The organism is Bradyrhizobium yuanmingense (assembly GCF_025200905.1).
GTDB lineage: Bacteria > Pseudomonadota > Alphaproteobacteria > Rhizobiales > Xanthobacteraceae > Bradyrhizobium > Bradyrhizobium yuanmingense.
The window spans coordinates 130,654-156,119 of record NZ_CP104173.1 but is presented as its reverse complement, the minus strand read 5'-3'; the positions used below and the strand labels follow the sequence as shown (position 1 = coordinate 156,119).

General features: G+C 65.5%; 22 protein-coding genes. 8 read left to right on the top strand and 14 right to left on the bottom strand.

The genetic code is table 11. From position 1 onward, the window contains the following. Positions 1 to 131: 131 nt before the first annotated feature. The 4 genes from N2605_RS00685 to N2605_RS00670 are packed head-to-tail and all read left to right on the top strand — an operon-like array spanning position 132 to position 4,730. Positions 132 to 785: an ABC transporter ATP-binding protein gene (locus N2605_RS00685; RefSeq protein ID WP_036014611.1), complete on the top strand. Its 654-nt coding sequence runs from the start codon at positions 132 to 134 to the stop codon at positions 783 to 785. Then, positions 782 to 3,244 (top strand): FtsX-like permease family protein, encoded by a 2,463-nt coding sequence (locus N2605_RS00680; protein WP_260345549.1) that lies wholly within the window; start codon positions 782 to 784, stop codon positions 3,242 to 3,244. The genes N2605_RS00685 and N2605_RS00680 overlap by 4 nt, the downstream gene beginning before the upstream one ends. Next, positions 3,234 to 4,316: a lipocalin-like domain-containing protein gene (locus N2605_RS00675; RefSeq protein WP_260345548.1), complete on the top strand. Its 1,083-nt coding sequence runs from the start codon at positions 3,234 to 3,236 to the stop codon at positions 4,314 to 4,316. Before N2605_RS00680 ends, N2605_RS00675 begins: the two co-directional genes overlap by 11 nt. A 27-nt stretch (positions 4,317 to 4,343) precedes the next feature. Then, positions 4,344 to 4,730: an MAPEG family protein gene (locus tag N2605_RS00670; RefSeq protein ID WP_057027794.1), complete on the top strand. Its 387-nt coding sequence runs from the start codon at positions 4,344 to 4,346 to the stop codon at positions 4,728 to 4,730. Positions 4,731 to 4,943: 213 nt separating this feature from the next. On the opposite strand, the gene N2605_RS00665 is transcribed toward N2605_RS00670, so the two are convergent. The 9 genes from N2605_RS00665 to cobS all read right to left on the bottom strand — a co-directional run bounded on the left by N2605_RS00665 (position 4,944) and on the right by cobS (position 18,079). Continuing rightward, positions 4,944 to 6,134, bottom strand: a complete 1,191-nt coding sequence (locus tag N2605_RS00665; RefSeq protein ID WP_225148483.1) for an ABC transporter substrate-binding protein — start codon at positions 6,132 to 6,134, stop codon at positions 4,944 to 4,946. A 286-nt stretch (positions 6,135 to 6,420) separates the two neighbouring features. Further along, a complete protein-coding gene (locus N2605_RS00660) occupies positions 6,421 to 9,585 on the bottom strand; it encodes an efflux RND transporter permease subunit (protein ID WP_260345547.1) in 3,165 nt (1,054 codons plus the stop codon). Next, on the bottom strand, positions 9,582 to 10,781 hold the full coding sequence (locus N2605_RS00655; protein WP_036014630.1) for an efflux RND transporter periplasmic adaptor subunit: 1,200 nt from the start codon (positions 10,779 to 10,781) through the stop codon (positions 9,582 to 9,584). The genes N2605_RS00660 and N2605_RS00655 overlap by 4 nt, the downstream gene beginning before the upstream one ends. 286 nt (positions 10,782 to 11,067) lie before the next feature. Further along, positions 11,068 to 11,475, bottom strand: coding sequence for a hypothetical protein (locus N2605_RS00650; protein WP_036014633.1), 408 nt, complete (start codon positions 11,473 to 11,475; stop codon positions 11,068 to 11,070). A gap of 115 nt (positions 11,476 to 11,590) precedes the next feature. Then, positions 11,591 to 12,703: an NADH:flavin oxidoreductase/NADH oxidase gene (locus tag N2605_RS00645; RefSeq protein WP_225189836.1), complete on the bottom strand. Its 1,113-nt coding sequence runs from the start codon at positions 12,701 to 12,703 to the stop codon at positions 11,591 to 11,593. Positions 12,704 to 12,908: 205 nt separating this feature from the next. Next, on the bottom strand, positions 12,909 to 13,877 hold the full coding sequence (locus tag N2605_RS00640; protein ID WP_225145200.1) for a Bug family tripartite tricarboxylate transporter substrate binding protein: 969 nt from the start codon (positions 13,875 to 13,877) through the stop codon (positions 12,909 to 12,911). A 54-nt stretch (positions 13,878 to 13,931) separates the two neighbouring features. Further along, positions 13,932 to 15,041, bottom strand: coding sequence for an esterase-like activity of phytase family protein (locus N2605_RS00635; protein ID WP_260345546.1), 1,110 nt, complete (start codon positions 15,039 to 15,041; stop codon positions 13,932 to 13,934). Beyond that, a complete protein-coding gene (cobT, locus tag N2605_RS00630) occupies positions 15,038 to 16,939 on the bottom strand; it encodes a cobaltochelatase subunit CobT (protein WP_036014640.1) in 1,902 nt (633 codons plus the stop codon). Before cobT ends, N2605_RS00635 begins: the two co-directional genes overlap by 4 nt. A 141-nt stretch (positions 16,940 to 17,080) precedes the next feature. Then, on the bottom strand, positions 17,081 to 18,079 hold the full coding sequence (gene cobS / locus N2605_RS00625) for a cobaltochelatase subunit CobS (RefSeq protein WP_036014642.1): 999 nt from the start codon (positions 18,077 to 18,079) through the stop codon (positions 17,081 to 17,083). A gap of 294 nt (positions 18,080 to 18,373) precedes the next feature. On the opposite strand from cobS, the gene N2605_RS00620 reads away from it, so the two are divergent. Together N2605_RS00620 and N2605_RS00615 are read left to right on the top strand one after the other, a co-directional pair. After that, complete coding sequence (locus tag N2605_RS00620) at positions 18,374 to 19,027, top strand: DedA family protein (protein WP_036026250.1); 654 nt, start codon at positions 18,374 to 18,376, stop codon at positions 19,025 to 19,027. A gap of 140 nt (positions 19,028 to 19,167) precedes the next feature. Continuing rightward, positions 19,168 to 20,067, top strand: a complete 900-nt coding sequence (locus N2605_RS00615) for an EamA family transporter (protein WP_260345544.1) — start codon at positions 19,168 to 19,170, stop codon at positions 20,065 to 20,067. On the opposite strand, the gene N2605_RS00610 is transcribed toward N2605_RS00615, so the two are convergent. The 4 genes from N2605_RS00610 to N2605_RS00595 are packed head-to-tail and all read right to left on the bottom strand — an operon-like array spanning position 20,064 to position 22,537. Continuing rightward, the gene (locus N2605_RS00610; RefSeq protein WP_260345543.1) at positions 20,064 to 20,546 is read right to left on the bottom strand and encodes a DUF1178 family protein; all 483 of its coding nucleotides are present in this window, start codon (positions 20,544 to 20,546) and stop codon (positions 20,064 to 20,066) included. The two genes, N2605_RS00615 and N2605_RS00610, sit on opposite strands and share 4 nt — an antisense overlap. Further along, a complete protein-coding gene (locus N2605_RS00605) occupies positions 20,543 to 21,421 on the bottom strand; it encodes a carbon-nitrogen hydrolase family protein (RefSeq protein WP_260345542.1) in 879 nt (292 codons plus the stop codon). Before N2605_RS00605 ends, N2605_RS00610 begins: the two co-directional genes overlap by 4 nt. Further along, complete coding sequence (grxC, locus tag N2605_RS00600) at positions 21,418 to 21,693, bottom strand: glutaredoxin 3 (RefSeq protein ID WP_036026245.1); 276 nt, start codon at positions 21,691 to 21,693, stop codon at positions 21,418 to 21,420. Before grxC ends, N2605_RS00605 begins: the two co-directional genes overlap by 4 nt. 34 nt (positions 21,694 to 21,727) lie before the next feature. Then, positions 21,728 to 22,537, bottom strand: coding sequence for a ComF family protein (locus N2605_RS00595; protein ID WP_260345541.1), 810 nt, complete (start codon positions 22,535 to 22,537; stop codon positions 21,728 to 21,730). Positions 22,538 to 22,601: 64 nt separating this feature from the next. Here N2605_RS00595 and N2605_RS00590 point away from each other — a divergent pair, with 64 nt between their 5' ends. Continuing rightward, complete coding sequence (locus N2605_RS00590; protein ID WP_260345540.1) at positions 22,602 to 23,450, top strand: methyltransferase domain-containing protein; 849 nt, start codon at positions 22,602 to 22,604, stop codon at positions 23,448 to 23,450. A gap of 120 nt (positions 23,451 to 23,570) precedes the next feature. Here N2605_RS00590 and N2605_RS00585 read toward each other — a convergent pair whose 3' ends face one another. Further along, positions 23,571 to 23,981, bottom strand: coding sequence for a (deoxy)nucleoside triphosphate pyrophosphohydrolase (locus tag N2605_RS00585; RefSeq protein WP_036014656.1), 411 nt, complete (start codon positions 23,979 to 23,981; stop codon positions 23,571 to 23,573). 137 nt (positions 23,982 to 24,118) lie between these two features. Here N2605_RS00585 and N2605_RS00580 point away from each other — a divergent pair, with 137 nt between their 5' ends. Beyond that, complete coding sequence (locus tag N2605_RS00580) at positions 24,119 to 25,444, top strand: TadE/TadG family type IV pilus assembly protein (RefSeq protein WP_225145191.1); 1,326 nt, start codon at positions 24,119 to 24,121, stop codon at positions 25,442 to 25,444. Positions 25,445 to 25,466 lie beyond the last annotated feature (22 nt).

Genomic DNA, 25,466 nt, shown 5'->3' with positions numbered 1-25,466 from the left:
TGTCTTTTCGGTACCTTTTTGATTTGGCCATCCTGGAAGCTAACAGCGGCTTCAGGGCCAACGCAACCCCGGCATTTCCGCATCAGGTGTGCTAGGCAGCAATTCCGTTAATTCCGTCCGGCGCCATCATCGTGCTGAGCATCCGAAACCTCTCAAAGACCTTCTCTTCGGCCGGCGAGCCCGTCCATGTTCTGCGCGGCGTCGACCTCGACCTCGGGGCTGGCGAGCGCGTCGCGCTGACCGGTGAATCCGGCAGCGGCAAGAGCACCCTGCTGCACCTGATCGCCGGCCTCGACGCCGCCGATGGCGGCTCGATCCGGCTGGGTGACGCCGAGGTCACCACCCTATCGGATGCCGGACGCGCCAGCTTGCGGCGGAATCGCGTTGGCCTGGTCTTTCAGCAGTTCAACCTGATCCCGAGCCTCTCCGTCGCGGACAATCTCGCCTTCCAGGCGCGGATCGCCGGCCGGCATGATGCGGCCTGGACGAAAGAGCTTGTCGAGCGCCTCGGACTCGGCAGCCTGCTCAAACGGTATCCAGAGCAAATATCAGGCGGCCAGCAGCAGCGGGTCGCGATCGGCCGGGCGCTGGCGACAAAGCCCGCGCTGCTGCTGGCGGACGAGCCGACCGGCAATCTCGACGAAGCTACCGCCGAGGAGGTGCTGGCGCTGGCGCGCGACCTCGTCGCGCGCACCGGCTGCGGCTTCCTGATGGTGACGCACAGCCTGCATCTCGCCGCCACGCTCGACCGTCATCTCACGTTGCATGCGGGGCGCATTTCATGAAGCGCGCGCTCTGGGTTCTCGCCGTGCTGCTCAGCCATTGGCGGCGCCACAAGATGCAGTTCGCGACGCTCCTGATTGGCCTGATTGCGGCGACCGCGCTGTGGAGCGGGGTGCAGGCCATCAATCAGCAGGCCCGCAATGCCTATGACCGCGCTGCAGCGACGTTCGGCGGCGTGCGCACCGCGATGCTAGTCGCTCCCAACGCGGCGACTTTCCCGCAGGAGCTGTTCATAAAGCTCCGCCGCGCCGGCTGGCCGGTGTCGCCGGTGCTGGAGGGACGCGTCAAGATCAACGGGCATTCGGTGCGGCTGCTCGGCATCGAGCCGGTCACGCTGCCGGTCGATGTCGGCAACGCGCCACGCCTGGGTGCCACGGATCTCAGCAGCTTCGTTGCTCCGCCCGGCCAGACGTTGGTGGCCCGGGAGACGCTGAGGGGCTTGCAGCAAGCAGAGGGCACGGCCCCGGCGATCAGCAGCGGCGCAAGGCTGCCGCCGCTGCGGGTCCAGCCGCAGCTCGCACCCGATGTGCTCGTGGTCGATATCGGCGTGGCACAGCGGCTGCTGAGCAAGCCCGACCAGGTCTCGCGGCTGCTGATCGGCAAGCCGAGGGGCAAGCCCGCACCGCTCGCGAGCGTGGTCGGCGAGCAGTTAGAGCGAGTCGAGCCCAATGCGGAGACGGAGCTCGAGCGTCTCACCGACAGTTTTCATCTCAACCTCACCGCCTTCGGCCTGCTGTCGTTCTTCGTCGGCCTGTTCATCGTCAATTCGGCCGTCGGCCTTGCGTTCGAGCAGCGGCTGCCAATGCTGCGCACTTTGCGGGCCTGTGGCGCCTCGGCGCGGCTAGTCAATACGGTGCTGGTGGTCGAGCTGGTGGCGCTGGCGCTGGTCGCAGGCCTGATCGGGCTCGCGTGCGGCTATTTCATCGCAGCCGCCCTGCTGCCCGATGTCGCGGCCTCGCTGCGCGGACTCTATGGCGCGCAGATCCCTGGGCAGCTCAGCCTGCGGCCCGAATGGTGGCTCGCCGGCATCGGGATCAGCGTGGCGGGTGCGCTTGTGGCGGCGGCGACCAGCCTGATCAAGGCGATCAGGATGCCGGTGCTGGCGACGGCGCAGCCGGGCGCCTGGCAGCAGCGCCAACGCCGCTGGCTGATCCTGCAGAGCTGTGCGGCCTGCGGCGCGTTCGCCGTCGCGCTGCTGCTGCTCCACTACGGGCAATCACTCATCGCAGGGTTCGGCGTGCTGGCCGCGCTGATGTTCGGTGCGGCACTGATCCTGCCGGCCTTCCTCGACATCATCCTGCTCGTAGGCCAGCGCTTCGCGCGAGGCCCGCTCGTGCTGTGGTTCTGGGCGGACAGCCGGCAGCAGCTCTCCGGATTGTCGCTGGCGCTGATGGCGCTTTTGCTCGCGCTTGCCGTCAACGTCGGGGTCTCCACCATGGTGGAGACCTTCAGCCGCACCTTCATCGGCTGGCTCGACGGGCGCCTTGCGGCCGACGTCTACATCAGCGCCTCCGACAATGCGCAAGGTACGGCGATCCGCAACTGGCTGAAGGATCGCAGCGATGTTCAGGCGATCCTCCCCGGCGGGCGCGCGGAGGCGCAGGTTCAGGGCCAGCCGGTCGAGTTGCTCGGTCTGCCCGATCACGCGCTCTATCGCGAACGCTGGCCGCTGCTGGACACGGCGCCGCGGGCCTGGACGCGGCTGGTGCCGGGCAATGCCGCCTTTATCAGCGAGCAGTTGAGCCGGCGGCTGAACGTGCAGATCGGCGACGTCGTCGAGGTGCCGGCGCCGGGCGGGACCTGGGAGCTCGACATCGTCGGCATCTATGCCGATTACGGCAACCCCAAGGGGCAGCTCACTGTGAACGTCGCCGCATTGATCCGGCAGTTTCCGCAGACGCCGCAGACGCGGATCGGCCTGATCGTCGCGAGAGAGAATATCCCCGGCCTGATTGCGGCTTTGCAGAAGCAGTTCGGCCTCGACGACCGCAGAATCGCCGACCAGGCGACGGTGAAGGCGGAATCGATCCGCATCTTCAACCGCACCTTCGCGGTGACGTCGGCGCTGAACGCCTTCACGCTCGGCGTCGCCGGAATCGCATTGCTCACGAGCCTGCTGACCCTGGCGAACTCCCGACTGCCGCAGCTTGCGCCGCTGTGGGCGATCGGCCTGACCCGGCCACGCCTTGCCACAATCGAGCTGACCAAGACGCTCTCGGTCGCGCTGTTCACGGCACTGCTGGCCGTGCCGCTCGGACTGCTGGTCGCGTGGTGCCTGATTGCAATCGTGAACGTGAAAGCTTTCGGCTGGCGGCTGCCGTTCCACGTCTTTCCGTTGCATCTGGTGGAGCTGGTCGCGGTGGCGCTCTTCGCCTCGCTGCTTGCGGCGCTGCTCCCGATGGTGCGGCTGGCGCGGATGCAGCCGGCGAATCTCGTCAAGGTGTTTGCCAATGAGCGCTGAAGCCATCACGCGGCGCGCCTTCGCGGGTGGCATCGTCGCCCTCGCCCTCCCGCGCCGCGCCGGCGCGCAGGGCTATGCCGGACTCGCCGAGACCGCCGATGGGTTTACAAAGGTAACGCCGGGAAAGACATTCACCTTCCCCGAAGATCACGGACCGCATCCGCAGTTTCGTATCGAGTGGTGGTATCTCACGGCAAACCTCGTCGACGCGCGCGGCGCGGCGTGCGGCCTGCAATGGACGCTGTTCCGCCAGGCGGCGCAGCCAGGTCCGCAAGGCGAGGGCTGGGCCAATCAACAGGTGTGGATGGCGCATGCTGCGGTGACGCGCGCCGACACTCACCGCTTCTCTGAAACGTTTTCACGGGGTGGCGTCGGGCAAGCCGGCGTGACGGCAAAACCGTTCGATGCCTGGATTGACGATTGGGAGATGAAGAGTTTTGACCGCACCGATGACCGCGCTTTGGCGCCGCTGTCGCTGAAGGCAGCTGGCGCCGATTTCAGCTACGCACTGACGCTCGAGGCCGACCGGCCGGTCGTGCTGCAGGGCGATCGCGGCTTCAGCCGCAAGTCGGAGCGTGGGCAGGCCTCGTACTACTACAGTCAGCCGTTCTACCGCGCGCGCGGTACGCTCAGCATCGACGACAAGCCGGTCGATGTCTCGGGCCAGGCCTGGATGGACCGGGAATGGAGCAGCCAGCCGCTCGACGCCGACCAGACCGGCTGGGACTGGCTGTCGCTGCATCTGTCATCCGGAGACAAGCTGATGCTGTACCGGCTGCGGCAGAAGGACGGCAGAAATTATCCGTTCGGCAATTGGATCAGCGCGGCCGGCGAGACGCAGATGATTGCAGGCAGCGACATCCAGATGATGCCGAAGGCGACGGCTGAGATTGCGGGACGCAAGTTGCCGGTGCAATGGCAGATCGCGATCCCCGCGCGATCATTCTCGATCCTCTGCAAGCCGCTCAATCCGAACGCCTGGATGGGGACCGGCTTCTCGTACTGGGAAGGGCCGATCAGCTTTGCCGGCACACATGACGGCATTGGCTATCTCGAGCTGACCGGCTATTGAGGCGCGATTTCTATGAAGGAACCGACGATGTATCATCTCACCGCCCTCGTCACGCTGCTGGCGATCGCGTTTTATTTCTTCACCTCCATCAACGTCTCCCGCTCGCGCACCAAGACCGGCGTCAAGGTACCTGCGATGTCGGGGCATCCGGATTTCGAACGGGCCTTCCGCATCCAGATGAACACGTTGGAATGGATGCCGATCGTCCTGCCAGCCCTTTGGCTGTTCGCGATCTATATCAGCGACGCCATCGCGGCGGCGATTGGCGTGATCTGGATCATCGGCCGGATCGTCTATTTCATCGGCTATTCGCAAGCCGTGGCCAAGCGCGGCACCGGCTTTGCGATCCAGGCGCTCGCGGCAATGGCGCTGTGGGTCGGGGCGCTCGGGGCGGTGGTGCTGCGGTTGGTGTGAGGCAATCCGTCGCCACACATTCCGCTGTCGTCCCGGACAAGCGTAAGCGCCGATCCGAGACCCATAACCACAGGAATATGTCGTGATGCGAGCTGATCACTCCGAGTCCCCGTAACCACGCGTGCCTGTGGTTATGGGTCCATGATCGGCGCGCGCTTGAGGCGCGCTTGTCCGGGACGACAGCGAGGGTGTGGCGCTCGCTGTACCACTTCCCTACTTCGTCAGCGGACAGCCGCTCTCCTTGGCGGTGAAGAAGGCCTTGTCGCCGGGGACGGTGGCGAGCAGCTTGTAATAATCCCAGGGCTTCTTCGATTCCGAGGGCTTCTTGACCTCGAACAGATACATGTCGTGGATCATGCGGCCATTCTCGAGCACCTTGCCGCCTTGCGCGAAGTCGTCGTCGACCGGCAGCTCCTTCAGCTTCTTGGCGACGGCATCCGGATCCTTGGTGCCGGCAGCCTTGACGGCCTTGAGATAGCTCAGCGTCGCCGAATAGGTACCGGCGTGGATCATGCTCGGCATCCGCCCGGTGCGCTTGAGGAAGCGCTCGCCGAGATTGCGCGTCCTGTCGTTGAGATCCCAGTAATAACCTTCGGTCAGCACCAGGCCTTGCGCGGCCTGCAAGCCGAGGCCGTTCACCTCGGCAAGCGTCATCAGGAGGCCCGCGAGCTTCTGGCCACTCGCGACGATGCCGAACTCGGACGCCTGCTTGATCGAATTGGTGGTGTCGAGGCCGGCGTTGGCGAGGCCGACGATCTTCGCCTTCGAGCTCTGCGCCTGCAGCAGGAAGGAGGAGAAGTCCGACGAATTGAGCGGAACGCGCACCGAGCCGAGCACCTTGCCGCCATTGGCGGTGACGATCTCGCTGGTGTCCTTCTCCAGCGCGTAGCCGAAGGCGTAGTCCGCGGTGAGGAAGAACCAGGTGTCGCCGCCGGCTTTGGTCAGCGCGCCGCCGGTGCCGACGCCGAGCGCGCGGGTGTCGTAGGCCCAGTGGAAGCCGTAGGGCTGGCAGGCATCGCCGGTGAGGCGCGATGTCGCGGCGCCGACGACGATGTCGATCTTCTTCTTTTCCTTGGAGAGTTCGTGGATCGCGAGCGCGACCGAGGAGGTCGTCAGCTCCGTGATCATGTCGACGTTCTCGACGTCATACCAGCGCCGCGCGATCGAGCTTGCGAGGTCAGGCTTGTTCTGGTGGTCTGCAGTGACGAGCTCGATCTTCTGGCCGAGTACTTCGCCGCCGAAATCCTCGATCGCCATCTTGGCCGCTTCGACCGACCATTTGCCGCCGTAATCGGCATAGACGCCGGACTGGTCGTTGAGGATGCCGATCTTGACGCCTTGCGCGGAGGCGGGAACCGCAATCAAGAGGGCCGAGGCCGCTGCGGCCCAAAGTGCTGATTTCATATGTTAACTCCCGGCATTCTTCTGTGAAATCGCGCGGATAGTAGTGAAGAACCCCGCGCGCGCCCATCCATTTCATGTTGGTCGTTAGTATGGGATTCTGCGTGCCACATTCTCCACCGTCGTCCCGGGGCGTGCGCAGCGCGAGCCCGGGACCCATAACCACAGGATGGTGTTTGGCGAAGACTCGCCGCTGTCGCGCTAAACTCCTCCCTGTGGTTATGGATCCCCGCGTTCGCGAGGATGACAGCGGAGGATGTGGCGGAGTCTTTGGCCATCGAGAGAGACGTCAGGCCATCGCCTCCGGCTTCTTGTCGCGCCGCCCTTCCGCCAGGTTCCGCACCACGACGTAGAAGATCGGTGTGAACAGAAGGCCGAACAGGGTGACGCCGATCATGCCGAAGAACACGGCGACGCCGACGGCCTGGCGCATCTCCGAGCCAGAGCCGGTCGAGATCACCAGCGGCAAGACGCCGAGGATGAACGCGAACGAGGTCATCAGGATCGGCCGCAAGCGCAGGCGGCAGGCATCGATGACGGCCTCCAGCCGCGGCTTGCCTTCGTTCTCGATATCGCGCGCGAATTCGACGATTAGGATCGCGTTCTTCGCCGCCAGTCCCACCAGCACGACGAAGCCAATCTGGGTCAGAATGTTGACGTCCTGGCCCATGACGCGAACGCCGATGGTGGCGGCGAGCAGGCACATCGGCACGATCAGAATCACCGCGAACGGCAGCGTCCAGCTGCCATATTGCGCGGCGAGGACGAGATAGACGAACAGCACGCAGATCGGAAATACGTAGAGACCGGCATTGCCGCCGGTGACCTGCTGATAGGACAGGTCGGTCCATTCGAAGGTGAAGCCGCTCGGTAAAGTATCGTTCGCGAGCTGCTTGATGGCGTTGAGCGCGGTGGTCGAGCTCGTGCCCGGCGCCGGCTCGCCCTGGAGTTCGGACGCCGCATAGAGATTGTAGCGCGCGACGCGGTCGGGTCCCGAGACGTCCTTGAACTCGACCACGCTGCCGAGCATCACCATGTCGCCGGAAGCGTTGCGCGTGCGCAGGCGCGCAAGGTCGCTCGGTTCTTTCCGGAACGGGAAGTCGGCCTGCGCGGTGACGTGGTAGGTGCGGCCGAACAGGTTGAAGTCGTTGACATAGGTCGACCCGAAATAGGTCTGGATCGTCTCGTTGATGTTGGAGATGGGCACGCCCAGCTTCTGCGCCTTGGTGCGGTCGATGTCGACGAAGAGCTGCGGCGTGTTGGCCGTGAACGGCGAGAACACCGAGGGGGCGAGCAGCGACGTCGATTTGCGCGCGGCGGCGACAAGCTCGTCGGTGGCGGCTGCGAGCATTTCAGGCCCGCGGCCCTGGCGGTCCTGGATGCGGATGGCAAAGCCGCCGCCGGTGCCGATGCCGGGCACGGCCGGCGGCGGAATCACGATGATGAAAGCGCCCTGGATCGCGGACAGGCGCTTGCGCAGCTCGGCCGTGATGGCATTCGCGGACAGGCCCTTCTTCAGCCGCGCCTCGGGCTCGTCGAACACCGGGAACAGCGCCGCCGCATTGCCGGCCTGCGTGCGGGTGGCGCCGGAGAAACCGGCAAAGGCGGCGACTCGAACGATGCCCGGCGTATCCAGCGAGATCCGCTCGATCTCGCGCACGACCTCGGTGGTGCGCGCCAGCGACGCCGCGCCCGGCAATTGCACGGATATGATGACGTAGCCGCGATCCTGCGCCGGGATGAAGCCCTGCGGCGTGGTCACGATCAACCAGCCGGCGCCGCCGATCAGCACGACGTAGATCAGCAGCATCACCACCGAATGGCGAATCGCGAAATTGGCGAGGCCGGCATAGCCATGCGCCAGCCGGTCGAACACGCGATTGAACACGCCGGTGAACGCATTCCAGCCGCGCGCGATGATGTTCCAGGCGGCCGGCGGCCGCTTTTCTTCGTGTGGCGTGAGGATCTGCGAGGCCAGCGCGGGCGAGAGCGTCAGCGAGCAGAAGCAGGAGATCGCCGTCGCAACGGCGATGGTGACGGCGAATTGCTGGAAGAACTGCCCGGAGATGCCGCCGAGGAACGCGGTCGGGACGAATACCGCGCATAGCACCAGGGCGATCGAGACCAGTGCGCCGCCGACCTCCTCCATCGTCTTCAGCGCGGCATCGCGACGACTGAGGCCGTGTTCGAGATGGCGCTCGACATTCTCGACCACGACGATGGCGTCGTCGACCACGATGCCGACCGCGAGGACGAGCCCGAACAGGGTGAGATTGTTGATGGAGAAGCCGAGCGCCGCCATCACCGCGAACGTGCCGACCAGCGAGACCGGAATCGCGATGATCGGAATGATCGCGGGCCGCCATCCCTGCAGGAACACCAGCACGACGACGACCACGAGCAGCATGGCCTCGTAGATGGTCTTGATCAGCTCGTGGACCGACTGGGCGATGAACTCGGTCGGGTTGTAGCCGATATTGAAGTCGAGCCCCCTGGGAAAGCTCTCCTTGAGCCTCGTCATGGTGTCGGAGATGTTCTTTGCGGTCGCGAGCGCGTTCGAGCCCGGCCGCTGCGTCACCAGCATCGCGACCGCCGACTTGCGCAGCAGAAAGCTGTTGGTGCTGTAAGCCAGCGCCCCGAGCTCGATGCGGGCGACGTCGCGCAGCCGCACCGTGCGGCCGTCAGGGCCGGCCTTGATCAGGATATCCTCGAACTGCTTCTGGTCCTTCAAACGTCCGGTGAAGGTGAGGTTGGGCTGGAAGGCGCGATCGGCGATCGGCGGCTCGGCGATCTGGCCGCCCGCGATCTGCACGTTCTGGGCGCGGATGGCCGCGAGCACCTCGGCCGAGGTCAGGCCGAGATTGGCGATTCTGTCGGGATCGAGCCACAGCCGCATCGAATAGTCGCGGGCGCCGAAGATCTGGATGTCGCCGACGCCGTCGATGCGCAAGAGCTGGTCGCGGACCTGGAGCAGCGCATAATTGGAGATGTAAAGCTGGTCGAACGTGTCGTCCGGCGACAGCATGAACACGACCATCAGGATGTCGGGCGAGTTCTTGCGGGTGGTGACGCCGTTGCGCTGCACTTCCTCTGGAAGGCGCGGCTGCGCGATGGCGACGCGATTCTGCACCAGCACCTGGGCCTTGTCGAGATCGGTGCCGAGCTTGAAGGTGACGGTGATGGTGAGCTGGCCGTTCGAGGTCGCCTGGCTGTAGAGATACAGCATGTCCTCGACACCGTTGATCTCCTGCTCGATGGGAGCTGCGACCGTGTCGGACACGGTCTGGGCGGAGGCGCCGGGATATTGCGTCGTGACGACGACGGTCGGCGGCACCACTTGCGGATATTCGGAGACCGGCAGCGTGGTGTAGGCGAGTGCACCGACGATCAGGAGCACGATCGACAGCACCATCGCCAAAATGGGCTGGTTGATGGAGAGGCGGCCAAGATTCATGACTTGCCACCGGCCGGCGCTTGCGCGGTCTGGGGAGCGACCTTGGCGCCGACGCGGGCGCGCTGGATGCCGTTGACGATGACGCGATCGTCCGGCTTCAGCCCTTCACGGATCACACGCAGGCCGTCGTCGAGCGGACCGAGCACCACGGGACGTGCCTCGACCGTGTCATCCGCCTTGACCACGAACACGATCTTGCGGGACTGGTCGGTCGCAACAGCAACGTCTGGAATCAGCAGCGCCTCGTAAGGCGCGCTGCCGATCAGGCGGACGCGGCCGAACTGGCCTGGCAGGATCGAGAGATCCGTGTTCTTCACCACCGCGCGGCTGCGCAGCGTGCCGGTCGAGACGTCCAGCCGATTGTCGAGGAAATTGACGGTGCCCTCGCGCGACGGCTTGGTCTCGCCGGCCAGCGTCACTTGCACCGGGTTCGCGGTATCGCGCGAACTTGGCCGCCGTCCTTCGAACCACAATTTGCTGTATTTGATGAACGTCGCCTCATCCATGTCGAAATAGATGTAGATCGGATCGAGCGCGACGATCGAAGTCAGCAGCGTCGAGGTGCCGGTGTCGCTGCCCTGCACGAGATTGCCGGGGCTGACGAGATGGCGGCTGACGCGGCCGGTCAAGGGCGCTGCCACATGCGTGAACTCGATGTTGAGCTTGGCGGCCTTCAGCGCGCCCTCGGCCTGCATCTCGGCGGCGTGCGCAGCCTGCAAGGCCTGGCGGCGCTGATCGACGACCTGTTCGGAGACCGCGCTGGTCTGCACGAGGCTGAGACCACGGTCGAGCTCGCGCTTGGCGAGCTCCACTCGCGCCCGTGCGTCTGACAGCTGGCCCTCCGCCTGAGTGGCCACCGCCTCGAACGGGCGCGGATCGATCACGTAGAGCAGATCACCCTGACGCACGATGGCGCCGTCCTGGAATTCGACCGAGTTGACGAAGCCGCCGACCCGCGGCCGCACCTGGACCTCCTCCACCGCCTCGAAGCGGCCGGTGAACTCGTCCCAATCGGTGACCGTGCGCTTGACCGGCTGGGCGACCGTCACTGCCGGCGCCGGCGGAGCCGCAGCCTGCGATGCCGGCTTGTCGCAGCCGGACAGGGCGAACGCGGCGGCGAGAAGCCCGGCGATTGCGCTGACCTGAACGAAATCGTGCTTTTTGATCAACTGCCTGCTTCCGTCCGGTCCGCTCATCCCCAGGTCCTCGCATCAAAGCCGCAGAAGATGCAGGGTACGCCTCTACCTGCGGGCGCCACAAGATGTGTTGCAAAGATGAACTCTTCAAGACCAATGCGCGCGCAATGCTCCGAACGGCGCCCTGACCGGATGACGGGTTGACAGAGAGAGAGACGGTGCCGGGCAAGGCAGTTGCGGCAAGCCGAACCCTGCCGTGAACGACGGGCACTCGGAATTGCGAGCTTTTCCCGGCGGCTGTCCTTCGAGACGCCCGCTTCAGGCGGGCCCATCCTGACAAAGAGAGCTACTTACGCAGCCTGGCCTTGGCGCCGGCGACGATCTGCATGGCGACGCCGGCCATCCAGCCGACCAAGACGAGCCAGGTCCAGGCCATGTGCGGATCGAGCCGGAGCACGATCACGGCGACCGAGGCAAAGGCGGTGAGCGTGGCGGAGAGCGTGCCGGCGGCGCTCATGAGCTCGGCGGCGTCAATTTGGCTGTGCGCATCGTCGAAAGGCATCTGCGGCGTGTCGATGCCGAGATAGAAGCCGATGCCGCCGAGCAGCATCATCAGCAGCAGGAAGCCCTGCGTGGTGAGGGTGGGGATCGCCGAGCCGACATAGGCGCCGACGAACAATCCGCACGCGGCCCCCGCCATGGCAAGGCCAACGCGCTCGAACACATGGGCAGTTTTACGAAAACGAAAGCGCATGGCCAGCCTCCGCGAGGCGTTGAGTATGGAGAGGTTAGGCCAGTTTTGGGGGGCATGGAAGGTGAGGAGGTTTACGGATGCGTGAGGGGTGGCAGCGCGCGCACCCCACTCGCTCTCACCTCGCCCCGAACGTGGTCTTGCCGAACAGCGCCTTTTGCGTGGACGGCTGCGAGCGCCAGTATTGCGGCGGCGCCTCGACCACGCCGCCGAGCTCGGCGGCGGCGTGCCAACCCCAGCGCGGATCGTAGAGCAGGCCGCGGGCGAGCGCGACCATGTCGGCCTTGCCCGACGCGACGATCTCCTCCGCGTGCTTCGACTCGGTGATCAGGCCGACGGCGATGGTGGGCAGGCCGGTCTCGCGCTTGATCGCCTCTGCAAACTGCACCTGATAGCCGGGGCCGAGCGGGATTTTCTGCAGCGGCGAGACGCCGCCGGAGGATGCATCGATCCAGTCGACGCCACGCGCCTTGAGTGCGTTCGCGAATTCGATGGTCTGTGCCAGATCCCAGCCGCCCTCGACCCAATCGGTCGACGACACCCGCATGCCGACCGGCTTGTCGGCGGGGAACGCGGCGCGCACCGCGTCGAACACCTCCAGCGGAAAGCGCATGCGGTTCGCGAGGCTGCCGCCATATTCGTCGGTGCGCTTGTTGGAGATCGGCGACAGGAATTGATGCAAGAGATAACCATGCGCGCCATGGACCTCGATGGCGTCGATACCGAGCCGCGCGGCGCGCTCGGTCGAATGGACGAAGGCCTCGCGGATGCGCTTCAGGCCTGCCGCATCCAGCGCCAGCGGGGCGGCCTCGCCCTCCTTGTGCGGCACCGCCGACGGCCCGACCGTCTGCCAGCCGCCCTGCCCTTCCGGAATCAATTGGCCGCCGTCCCAGGGGCGCGCGCTCGAGGCCTTGCGGCCGGCATGGGCGAGTTGCATCGCGATCGCGGTGGAGGAATGCTTGCGCACCGAATGCAGGATCGGCTTCAGCGCGGCCTCGCAGGCGTCGCTGTAGAGCCCGAGGCAGCCCGGCGTGATACGGCCGATCGCCTCGACATGCGTCGCCTCGATGCAGAACATCGCCGCGCCCGACAGGCTGAGATTGTTGATGTGGGTGAAGTGCCAGTCGGTGGCGACGCCGTCATCGGCCGAATATTGGCACATCGGCGACACCACGAGGCGGTTCTTCAACGTCAGTCCGCGCAGCTTGATCGGAGAAAACAGGGCGCTCATGCGAGGGTCCGGGGCTGGAGAAATGGAAGCGATTGCATGAAGTTTAGTGGGTGGGAGGCGAATTGCCAGCCGCACGGGCAGCATGGCGACCAGCAGCGGCATGCATTGCGCTGGAGATGCCGCGGCGAACATGTCTCCCTATTGTTGTCCCGGATCCGCGCTTCGCTTGTCCGGGACGATGGAGGAATGCGGGCGTAACCCGCCCCTACGGCTTGATGCCGGCGGCCTTGATCAGCTCCTGATTGGCCGCCAGCTCGCGCTTGACGAGGTCGTCCATCTCGGCGGGCTTCATCGGCCTCGGTTCGAGCCCGAGCTTTGTCAGGCTCACCTGCGTCGCCGGCGTGGCCAGGACTTTCTCGGCGGCCGCGTGCAGCTTGTCGACGACCTCGCGCGGGGTCTTCGCCGGCACGAACACGCCGAACCAGATCTCGCTGTCGGCGTCCTTCAAGCCGATCTCGGCCGGCGTCGGCACATCGGGCAGCTCGGCAACGCGCTTCGGTGTCGAGACCACCAGCGCGCGCACTTGGCCCTCGCGGATCAGCGGCAACGCGGTCGCCAGCGGGCAGAAATACAGATCGATGCGCCCACCGAGAATGTCGGCGATCACTTCCGGGCCGGCGCGATACGGCACATGAATAGCCTCGATGCCGGCGGCGTAGCGGAACTTCTCGCTCGAGATGTGCACGGCGCTGCCGATGCCGACCGAGCCGAACGAGATCGAACCGGGCTTTGCCTTGGCAGCGGCGATGAAGTCCTGGATGGTTCTCCAAGGGCGCTCCTTCGGCACGATCATCACATTGGCACCGGATCCGATCATGAACACCGAGGCGAGATCGCGGCTGGGGTCGAAGCTCGCATTCGGGAACATCAGGGGCGCAATGGTCAGCGCCGACGACTGGGCGAGCAGGCTGTAACCATCGGGATCGGACTTCGCGACCGCCGCCGAACCGACCACACCGCCGCCGCCGGCGCGGTTTTCGATCACGATCGGCTGACCGAGTTCGGCGGAGAGATGCTCGAACACCAGCCGCGGCACCACGTCCGCCGCGCTGCCCGGACCGAACGGAATGGTCGCCTTGATCAGTCGCGCCGGCCAGTCTTGTGCCTGGACTTGTGTTGCAGCGGCGATCCAGAAGGACGCATATAGACAAAACACGCGAAGGAACCTGGTCATCGAAATCTCCGGTCGACTCTCGCGATCGCTGCAAGAACCGTTCCGGCGCGATCTCTACTCCGCCAGCGTGAATTGCAGCAGCAAAGTCCGCTGCAGCATCGAGAAATTGTCGTCGGAGATCAGCGTCAGCACGGTCTCGCCCTCGCTCGTGACGTGAGCGTCGATGGCTTCCATGTTGTCGATCTCGTGGCCGAGATCGGCGGCGAACAAAGCGGGGCCGTCGACCAGCGCCCCAGGGACGATCGATTTCAAGGGGATCGCGCGGATGCGGATGTTGACGCCGGTGAACCAGGAAAATTTACGTTCGAGGATGAGCAGATCGCCCGAGGGCAGCAGCACCGCGTCGCTGATGTCGAAATTCTCCGAGCGCCGCACGCTGAATTGGCCGGGCGTCGAGCCGCCGATCAGGAAAGCGAGGAGGTTGCCGTCGGCATCGAGCCCGCGCTCGGAAAAGGCGATCAGCGTGCCCGCGAGCGGCTGGGCCTGGCTCTTGCCCGGTCCCTGCGCTTTGGGCACGACGACCATCGCCTCCAGCCCCTTGTTGTAGGGCAGCTTGCGCAAGGCCGGCGGGACGGCGATCACTTCGCCGCGGGCGCCGGTAGCACCCTTGGCGAAATCATAGCGCAGGATCTGGTTGACGCGTTCGAGCCCGACATAGACGAGGTTGCCGTCGCGCGCGAGCGACTCGGTATCGTACCAGAGCCGCTTCTCGGTGATCGGCCGCCCGTCGGCGCCCAGCACCGGCGCGGCCTCGACGTCGGCGAGCCCAATCATCTCGCGGCCGGAATAGCGGATGCTGCCGGTGAACCAGCCGCCCTGATCGGAGATCGCGAGAAAGCGCTCGCCCTTGCCGTCGAGGAAGCGGAGGCCCGACAGCCCGCCGAAGCCGCGATAGGGCGAGGTCAGCACCAGGCCGCTGCGAAAATCCAGCGAGCCGAAGCGCGTGCGCGAGCGGTCGCGCGGCTCGAAATTGGCAATGCTACGCGCGTTGACCTCGACGCTGACCGGCGCGGTGACGGCATGCTCGAGCTGGAGGGCGCGCGGCGGCGGCTCGGTCTTGGGCTGCAGCTGCGCCTGCGCCTGCGCCAAGCGCGGCAACGCGAGAGTGGAAAATCCCGCCGCCGCGAGGCTGACGAAGCTGCGGCGGGATGGATGCGTGCTCACGAATGCAATTTGCGTCGCGGGCGACCGGCCGCTTGCGTTGGCGCCGTGTTGGTCTCGCTGAAGAGCTCGGCAAGCTTTTCGGTGATCGCGCCGCCGAGTTCTTCCGCGTCCACGATCGTTACCGCGCGGCGATAATAGCGCGTCACGTCATGGCCGATGCCGATCGCGATCAGCTCGACCGGCGAGCGGGTCTCGATCTCCTCGATGATGTGGCGCAGATGCCGCTCGAGATAATTGCCCGGATTGACCGACAACGTGGAATCGTCGACCGGCGCGCCGTCCGAGATCATCATCAAGATCTTGCGCTGCTCGGGCCGGCCGAGCAGGCGCTTGTGCGCCCAGTCCAGCGCCTCGCCGTCGATGTTCTCCTTCAAGAGGCCCTCGCGCATCATCAGGCCCAGGTTTTTCCGCGCACGACGCCACGGGGCGTCCGCGGACTTGTAGATGATGTGGCGGAGATCGTTGAGGCGGCCAGGATTGGCCGGCTTGCCGGCGGCAAGCCATGCCTCGCGCGATTGCCCGCCCTTCCAGGCCCGCGTGGTGAAGCCGAGAATCTCGACCTTGACGCCGCAACGCTCCAGCGTGCGCGCGAGGATGTCGGCACAGGTCGCGGCGACCGTGATCGGGCGGCCGCGCATGGAGCCGGAATTGTCGAGCAGCAGCGTCACTACGGTGTCGCGGAACGTCGCCTCCTTCTCGTGCATGAAGGACAGCGGGTGATAGGGATCGGTGACGACGCGCGACAGCCGCGCAGGGTCGAGGATGCCCTCCTCGAGATCGAACTCCCAGGCGCGATTCTGCTGCGCCATCAGGCGGCGCTGCAGCCGGTTGGCGAGACGGGCGACGATGCCCTGCAGATGTGCGAGCTGCTTGTCGAGATAGGCGCGCAGCCGCTCCAGCTCGTCATGGTCGCAGAGATCCTCGGCGGCGATGACCTCATCGAACTTGGGCGCGAAGGCGTGATATTCCGGCCCACGCGGCTCGTTCCTGCCGTGCTGGTTCGGGCGCGTCGCCTCGCCCGGCGTCTCGTCATCACCGAGCTCGCCATCGTCGAAGGTGTCGGAGGTGGAGGCCTGCGCGCTTTCCATCGCGCTCTCGCTCATCTCCTCGCTGGTTGCCTGCGCCTGGTCGGCGCTCATTTCCTGCGCGGCGTCGGAATCGGGCGAGCCTTCGGCGCCGGACTGGTCGTTGTCGCCGTCCTGGTTCTCCTCGTTCTCGTCATTGTCTTCGCTGTCGGCGTTGCGCTCGTCGCCGAGCTCGAGTGCCGACAGCAGGTCATGCACGGCATCGCCGAACTTGGTCTGATCCTCGAGCACGCCGTCGAGCCGATCGAGCCGCTTGCCGATCTTGTCTTCGAGGATCGGTCGCCAGAGATCGACCATCTTCTTGGCCGCCGTCGGCGGCGCCATGCCGGTGAGGCGCTCGCGCACCAGCATCGCCAGCGCGTCCGCCAGCGGCGCGTCGGCGCGGTCGGTGATCTCGTCGAACTTGCCGCGGTGGAAATGGTCGTCGAGCATCGCGGTGAGGTTCTTGGCAACGCCCGCCATGCGGCGCGCGCCGATCGCCTCGACGCGGGCCTGCTCCACCGCCTCGAACACGCCGCGCGCCTGCGGATTGCCGGGCATCAGCTTGCGGTGAACCTTGGGATCGTGACAGGCGAGCTTGAGCGCGATGGAATCGGCATGGCCGCGCACGATCGCGGCGTCACGCTTCGTCATCTTGCGCGCGGGCTCAGGCAGCCGCGCCTTGCCGGGCGCAAGGCCCGGGCGCTCGGCTGCGAAGGAGACGTCGAGCTCGGGCGCCTTTGCGATCGCCTTCAGACAGGAGGCGACCGAGCGCTTGAACGGCTCAGTCGGTGCTTCCTTGTTGCTGCGGAATTTGGAGTTGGAGGCGGTCATCTGACCCTATCTGTCGTCCCGGCGAAGGCCGGGACCATAACCACCGGCCGCTCTTGTGTCAGGAAACTATCAGCGTCGCTTCAATCGAGACATCACGCGGTATGGGTCCCGGCCTTCGCCGGGACGACACACCGTGAGAGATCAGCTCAGCGCGACGTTGATTGCCGATTCCGGCAGCTCCGCATTGAAGCAGCGCTGGTAGAACTCGGCGACCAGGGGCCGTTCGAGCTCGTCGCATTTGTTGAGGAAGGTGACGCGGAAGGCGAAGCCGATATCGCCGAAGATGTCGGAGTTTTCCGCCCAGGTGATCACCGTGCGCGGGCTCATCACCGTCGACAGATCGCCATTGGCGAAGGCGTTGCGGGTGAGGTCGGCGAGGCGCACCATTTTGTTGACGATGTCGCGGCCCTCCTGGGTGCGATAGTGCTTGGCCTTGGCCAGCACGATCTCGACTTCCTCGTCGTGGCTGAGATAGTTCAGCGTGGTGACGATCGACCAGCGGTCCATCTGGCCCTGATTGATCTGCTGGGTGCCGTGATAGAGGCCCGAGGTGTCGCCGAGGCCGACGGTGTTGGCGGTGGCGAACAGCCGGAACGCCGGATGCGGCTTGATCACCTTGTTCTGGTCCAAGAGCGTCAGGCGGCCCGAAACCTCCAGCACGCGCTGGATCACGAACATGACGTCCGGGCGGCCGGCGTCGTATTCGTCGAACACCAGCGCGACGTTGTTCTGCAGCGCCCAGGGCAGGATGCCGTCGCGGAATTCGGTGACCTGCTTGCCGTCGCGGACCACGATCGAGTCCTTGCCGACGAGGTCGATACGGCTGATGTGGCTGTCGAGGTTGACGCGCACGCAGGGCCAGTTCAGACGTGCCGCGACCTGCTCGATATGGGTGGATTTGCCGGTGCCGTGATAGCCGGTCACCATCACGCGGCGGTTCCTGGCAAAGCCCGCGAGAATGGCCAGCGTGGTGGCGCGGTCGAAGCGGTAATCGGAATCCACTTCGGGCACATGAGGATCGACTTCGGAATAGGCCGGGACTTCGAGATCACTGTCGATCCCGAACACCTGGCGCACCGACACCTTCATGTCGGGCAGGCCGGAAACTTCCTCAACTTTGGACAGGGCGGCGGTCGTCATCAATCCTCCGAGGTCCCGGGCGGTCCCGAAACCGGTTATTCGCACGTTGGCTGCGGCTGGGTGCTGAAAATCAACCTATCAGAGACAACGAGCCGGCAGAAGCCCGCCCACCAATCAAAGTTCCGTTGTCTTTTCATTTAGATAGGCAAGGAACGCAGTTTTTGGAGGGCTGCCTTGCGAATCACGCCGAAATTCGGGCGGGTCGGCCCCAATCCGTGCGAATGGTACTTTGGCCGTATGCAGTTACTTATGTAGGGTCCGAAGCCCTCATGCTCCAGCCCTTCAAGAGACGACGTGACGTCCTTCCTCGATCCCCTCATCGCCTTCGTTTCCGCCCATGCGTGGCTGGCCTATCTGACCCTGTTCCTGGCGGCGCTGCTCGAAGCCGTTCCGGTGGTGGGATCGGTGATCCCCGGCTCGACCATCATCCTGGCGCTGAGCGCCCTGATCCCCGGCGGCGAATTGCAGCTGCCATGGGTGCTCTTGGCGGCCGCAACTGGTGCCGTACTCGGCGACGGGGCGGCCTATTGGATCGGGCACAGGCGGCAGCGCGAGATCCTCAACACCTGGCCGCTGACCAATTATCCACGCGTGGTCGCGGAGAGCGAAAACTTCTTCAACCGCTTCGGCACCTGGGCCGTGTTCTTCGCCCGCTTCGTGCCGCCGATCCGCGCCTTCGTGCCCGTGACCGCCGGCGCGCTGGGCATGGCGCCCACGAAATTCTATGCCGTGAACATCCCGGCGATCCTGGCCTGGGCGCCCGCCCATGTGCTGCCGGGCGTCTTGGCCGTGTCGGCCCTGCATGAATATGCCGGGCTGCATCATCATGCGCATGTCGGCAAGCACATCTGGATGCTGACCGTTGCAGGGGTTGCGATCGTGCTGGGCGTGGGGATGTGGATCTATCGCCGACGGTATGGCGGCGCGACGGCCAAGCCGCAGGTTTAGGCAGACGCCACATCACAACCGTCGTCCCTGCGTTCGCGGGCACCGAGTTTGTGCGAGAGCATCGCACCCATGACATCCGTGTGATTGACCTGCTCCACCGCTAGCGGCACGTTGGCCCGGATCCTCGCGCCCGCCACCCCATGTTCACCATCGCCAGCCTCTGGATTCCCTTCACCATCATTGCCGCGCTCGGGCAGGTCGCGCGCAATGCGATGCAGCGGTCGTTGACGAAGCCGCTGGGGACCTGGGGCGCGACCAATATCCGCTTCCTGTTCGGCTTTCCGTTCTCGCTGCTGTTCCTGGGGCTGGTGCTGCTCGCGACCGGCGATCATCTCAGCGCGCCGCCAGCCGTGTTCTGGCCATGGCTGCTGCTGGGCGCGCTCAGCCAGATCGTCGCCACCGGCCTGATGCTGCTCGCGATGAACGACCGCTCGTTTGTCGTGACGACGGCCTACCTGAAGACCGAGGCGATCCAGACCGCGATCTTCGGCTTCGTCTTCCTCGGCGATCACCTGACCTGGCTGAAGGTGCTCGCGATCATGATCGCCACCGTCGGCGTCGTCATCACCGCGCTCCGCCCCGGCAGCGACAAGAGCTTTGCCGAGCTGAAGCCGACCATCACCGGCCTCGTTGCCGCGGCGGCCTTCGCGCTGTCAGCGGTCGGCTTTCGCGGCGCCATCATCAATGTGCCCGGCGTGTCCTTCGTGACCGCGGCGTCAATCACGCTGGTGCTCGGCCTGTTCGTGCAGACGTTGATCCTGACGATCTACCTGCTCTGGCGCACGCCGGACGTGCTGCGAGGAATCCTCAGGTTATGGCGACCGTCGATGCTCGCGGGCTTCATCGGCGCCTTCGCCTCGCAATTCTGGTTCCTCGCCTTTGCGCTGACGGCGGCCGCCAACGTCCGCACGCTCGCGCTGATCGAGGTGCTGTTCGCGCAAGCCGTGGCGTATTACTCGTTCAAGCAGCCAATCGCACCGCGCGAGCTTGCGGGCATTGCGCTGATCGTCGTCGGAGTCGCTGTGCTGGTGGGAGCTTAATTCCGGTCTTCCGGCAGGGTCGGCAGCGGTGAGACCTCGATGCCTTCGTCAATCAGCGACTTCGCCTCTTCGGGCGAGGCTTCGCCATAGATCGGACGATGCTCCTTGTCGCCGTAATGCATGGCGCGGGCTTCGTTGGCGAAGCGCTCGCCGACATTGTCGGCATTCTTAACGATGTGGTCGCGCAGCTCTTTCAGCTTGGCGCGCAGCTCGCGCTCCTGCGCCATCAGCAGCGAGGTCGGCCCTGACGGCGCAGCCTCGGGTGTGGTCGCGGCCACGGGCTCCGGCGGCGGCGTGGCGCGGCCGCGCTCCTTCTTGCCGACGATGCGCGGCGCCATGATCGCCTTGTCGACCTTGGCTGAGCCGCAGATCGGGCAGGTCACGAGCTTGCGCTTCACCTGCGAATCATAGGCCGACGAGCTCTGGAACCAACTTTCGAAGGCGTGATTGCCGTCGCAGTGGAGCGCGTAGCGGATCATGCCGAGCCCCGCACGAGGTGCAAATGGTCCGGCCCGGCCTTGGGATCGGAGACGCCGAAGCGGCGGCCGTGCTGGAGCGAGGGAATCGCCCGGCGCGCGGTCTCGACCTTGGCCGGGTCGATCCTGGCCATGATGATGCCCGGCTCGACATCGCCTTCGGCGAGGATCTCTCCCCAAGGATCGACGATCAGCGAATGCCCGTAGGTCTCGCGCTTGTTCTCGTGGGTGCCGGCCTGCGCCGCGGCGAAGACGAAGCAGCCGGTCTCGATCGCACGGGCTCGCAGCAGCACGTGCCAATGCGCTTCACCGGTCTTGCGGGTGAAGGCGGACGGCACGGTGATGAAATAGGCGCCGCTTTCTGCGAGCGCACGGTACAGCGCCGGGAAGCGCACATCGTAGCAGATCGTCAAGCCGATGCGGCCCCAGGGCAGATCCGAGATCACGGCGGTCTCGCCCGGCTGGTAATTGGCGGATTCGCGATAGCTCTCGCCGTCCGGCAGCTCGATGTCGAACATGTGGATCTTGTCGTAGCTCGCGAGCACATTGCCCTCGGGCCCGATCAGGAAGGAGCGGTTGACCGCCTTCTCCGGCGAGAAGCGCAGCGCCAGCGAGCCGACATGGAGGTGAATCTTCAGCTCCGCCGCGAGCGCCCGGTAGGCCTTCAGCGAGACGTCGTCCTCTTCGCTCTGGAGATGCTCGAACAGCGCCTTGCGGTTCAGCTGCATCATGTTGCTGACTTCGGGTGTCTGCACGTAATCGGCGCCATCGGCCGCAGCCTGCCGGATCAGCTTCGTAGCCTGCTCGAGGCTCGGCCCGGGCATCAGGCCGGTGCGCATCTGCACCATGGCGGCCGTGAACGTGCGGTTCTCGCTCATGATACCGCCTTCACGCTTTCGAGCATGCCATCGAGCTTGCCTTCGCGATCGAGCGCATAGAGGTCGTCACAGCCGCCGACATGGGTGCCGCCGATCCAGATCTGCGGGAAGGTCGAGCCCTGGCCGGCGCGGCCGTACATTTCCTGGCGCCAGGACGGGTTCTTGGCGACGTCGAATTCGGTGAAGGTCGCCTTCTTGCGGGTCAGCAGTGACTTGGCGGCGGAACAATAGCCGCAGCCCGGCCGGGTGTAGATCTCGACAGCAGCAGTCATTCGTCTGGCGCTCTCATGTCATGAATTCATTGAATTATATGGGACGGGGCCCGCTCTCGACAACCCGGGCAAAGACCAGCACGTCGACCTGGGCCGCCTTGGCGCGGAGCAGGGCCCGCGCGCAGGTGTCGAGCGTAGCCCCTGACGTCAGGACATCGTCGATCAGGACAACGCGGCGGCCCTGGACCTCGGCCTGACGGTCGGGAGATACCTGAAATGCGCCCTGCACATTGGTGGCGCGCTGGGCCCGCGACAGGCCGATCTGCTGCTCGGTGGCGCGCACCCGCCGCAGCACGTCGCCCCGCACCTTGATCCCGCTCTGCCGCTCGATGACACGCGCGAGCGCGCCCGATTGGTTGTAACGGCGCCGCCAGGCCCGCCGCCAATGCAGGGGCACGGGCACCAGCATGTCGGCGCCGGTCAGCAACTCGCCGCCCGCGCGCGCCATCCAGCGGCCCATGGCCGGCGCCAGATCGGTACGGTCCTGATACTTCAGCGCATGCACCAGCGTGCGCGCGACGTCGTCGTAGCGCACCGCCGCGCGAGCGCGCTGGTAAGCCGGCGGGCTCGCGATCGCCTCCATCGACAGCATCTCGGGGCCGGGGTCATAGACGAAGGGAATGCCGAGCCGCGGGCAATAGGGCCGCTCGATGAACGACAGCCGCGCCCAGCAGGAAGCGCAAACGCCCTCGCCATCAACCGGCTCCCGGCACGATACGCACTGTGTCGGCAGGGCGATGTCGAGCGCGAGCCGCGCCGCCCGCGCCAGCACGTGGCGGCCGGCCGTCCACGCGCTCCGCAGCGGTGCGGCGATGGAACGGATGGGGGGAGCGTCGGCTTCCATGTGGGGAGGCTAACGCTGCACGCAGCGGATTGCCAGAACTGTGGAGATCGGCGTAACCAGCGGCATGGTCCGGACCGCTCAAATCCCGCCCGCCTTGTTTGATCGTGCCTTGCTGCAGAGGCGGCAGCAGCGCGCCCAGGCCCAAGGCGCGGTCACATTCCTGCTCGAGCGGGTCGCCGAGGACATGTCCGACCGCTTGGCAGCGGTGATGCGGGAGTTTCACGCTCCCGCCGACCTCTGGACGCCCGGCGCGGGACACTCGGCGTTGCGCACGCGGCTTCCCTCCATCGTACACATCGCGCTCGACGCGGCCGGCGCGGAGAAGTTGCCCCTCGCGCCTGAGAGCCTCGATCTCGTCGTCTCGGCGCTGGCGCTGCAATACGTCAACGACCTGCCGGGCGTGCTCGCGCAAATCCGCCGGGCACTCAAGCCGGACGGGCTGCTGCTTGCTGCCATGATCGGCGGCGACAGCCTCACCGAGCTGCGGCAGGCCTTTGCCGCGGCGGAAGCCGAATGCGAGGGCGGTGTGTCGCCGCGCGTGGCGCCGTTCGCTGACCTTCGCGACATCGGTGCGCTATTGCAGCGGGCGGGCTTTGCGCTGCCGGTGACCGACGTCGACCGTGTCGTGGTGCGCTATGCCAATGCGTTCGCGTTGATGCAGGATCTCCGCCGCATGGGTGCGGCCAACGTGCTGATCGAGCGGCGGCGGACACCGACGCGCCGCGCGACGCTGCTGCGCATGGCCGAGATCTACGCCGAGCGTTTTGCCGATGCCGACGGCCGCATCCGCGCGACCTTCGACATCGTCTGGCTCTCGGGCTGGGCTCCGCATGCGAGCCAGCAGCAGCCGCTGAAGCCGGGGTCGGCGAAAGCGAGCCTGGCGGAGGCGGTGAAGAAGGCGGGGAAGGAGTGATCTTTCTCTTCCGTCATGGCCGGGCTTGTCCCGGCCATCCACGTCTTTCAGGCTGGCACGAAGGCCGTGGATGCCCGGGACAAGCCCGGGCATGACGCCAGAGAGCGGTACCCTTCGACCTCACATCAACAAATCGATCAGATGCGGGATCAGCGGAATGTCCGCGGGCGGCATCGGGTAATCGCGCAGCTTGTTGGCGCGGACCCAGGCAAGGTTCTGGCCCTCGCGTGCGGTGACCAACCCCTCCCAGCGCCGGCAGATATAGAGCGGCATCAGCAGATGGAAGGTCTCGTAACCGTAGCTGGCGAAGGTCAGCGGCGCGAGGCACGGCTCGGCGACGTTGATGCCGAGCTCCTCATGAAGCTCCCGGATCAGGCTCTGCTCCGGCCGCTCGCCCGGCTCGAGCTTGCCGCCGGGGAATTCCCACAGGCCGGCCAGGGCCTTTCCTTCCGGGCGCTGCGCGATCAGGACGCGTTTGTCGGCGTCGACGAGCGCGCAGGCCACCACCAGTGTCAGTTTGAGATCGGCCATGCGCGTCTGTCGCTCGCTGAGATCGTTTGCAACGGTTTGTTAACCTCGTTGCAGTCTACGTTTCCAAGGTCACCATAAGTCATATTTAATCCGCAGTTCCTAGAGTGGGAACTCTTTAAACCACTCCAGGCCACCTCATGCGCGCTGCGCTTTCGGCTCTCCTCCGCCGGTTCGTTGACGACCGGCGCGGCAATATCGCAGTGATTTTCGCACTCGCCTGCGTTCCCCTGATCAGTGCGGTCGGCTGCGCCATCGACTATTCGCGCGCGACGCTGATCCGGTCCAAGCTTCAGGCCGCGGCGGATGCCGCCAGTGTCGGCTCGATCGCCAAGGCTTCGCCCGCCTTCAAGGCCGCCGGCAACATGACTGCGGACGGCTCGATTTCGGTCGGCGTCACGGACGCCACGAACATCTTCAATGCCAATCGCGCCAGTCAGTCCGGCTACACGCTGACCGGCCTCACACCGACCGTGGTCAAATCCGGCTCGACCGTCACCGCGACGGTTTCGTTCACCGCAACTTTGAACACCATGTTCCTCGGCGTGATCGGCAAGTCGGTGCTGACGTTGAGCGGCACGTCGAAGGCGACGGCCAGCATGCCGCTCTATATCGATTTCTACCTGCTGCTGGACAATTCGCCGTCGATGGGCGTCGGTGCGACCCCGGCCGACGTGCAGAAGATGGTCAACAACACGTCAGACAAGTGCGCTTTCGCCTGCCACGATCTCAAGGACAAGAACAACTATTACGACCTTGCCAAGAAGCTTGGCGTGACCACCCGGATCGACGTGCTTCGGAGCGCCACCGAGTCCTTGATGGATACGGCAAACGCCACCGAGACCTATTCAAACCAGTTCAGAATGGCGATCTATGATTTCGGCGGCTCTGCAAGTTCGCTCGGCCTGCGCAGTCTGTTTTCGTTGTCGGCCTCTCTCTCCAGCGCCAAGGCGGCGGCCGGCAAGATCGACTTGATGTCGGTGAACGGCCAGAACGAGAATCACGATCAAGATACCCCATTCACTGCGGTCTTTCCTGCGATCAACGGCGAGATCAGCTCCCCCGGAAGCGGCACGTCGGCCAGTCCGCTCAAATACCTGTTCTTCGTGTCCGATGGCGTGGCCGATGAGAGCAACACCGGATGCCTGAAACCGCTCTCGGGCAGCACGCGGTGCCAGTCGCCGCTCAACCCTGCGCTTTGCAAGACGATGAAGGATCGCGGCGTCAAGGTCGCGGTGTTGTACACGACGTATCTCGCGCTGCCGACCAACCCCTGGTACATGAAGTGGATCGATCCGTTCAATGCCGGCCCCTATGGCCCGTCGCCGAACAGCCAGATCGCACAGAACATGCAGAGCTGCGCTTCGCCGGGCCTGTATTTCGAGGTCAGCCCGACGCAAGGCATCGCGGACGCCATGAACGCGCTGTTCAAGAAGGCGGTCGCGGACGCGCGGATCTCCGGATGATGGCGCTCACCTCTCCCCGTAA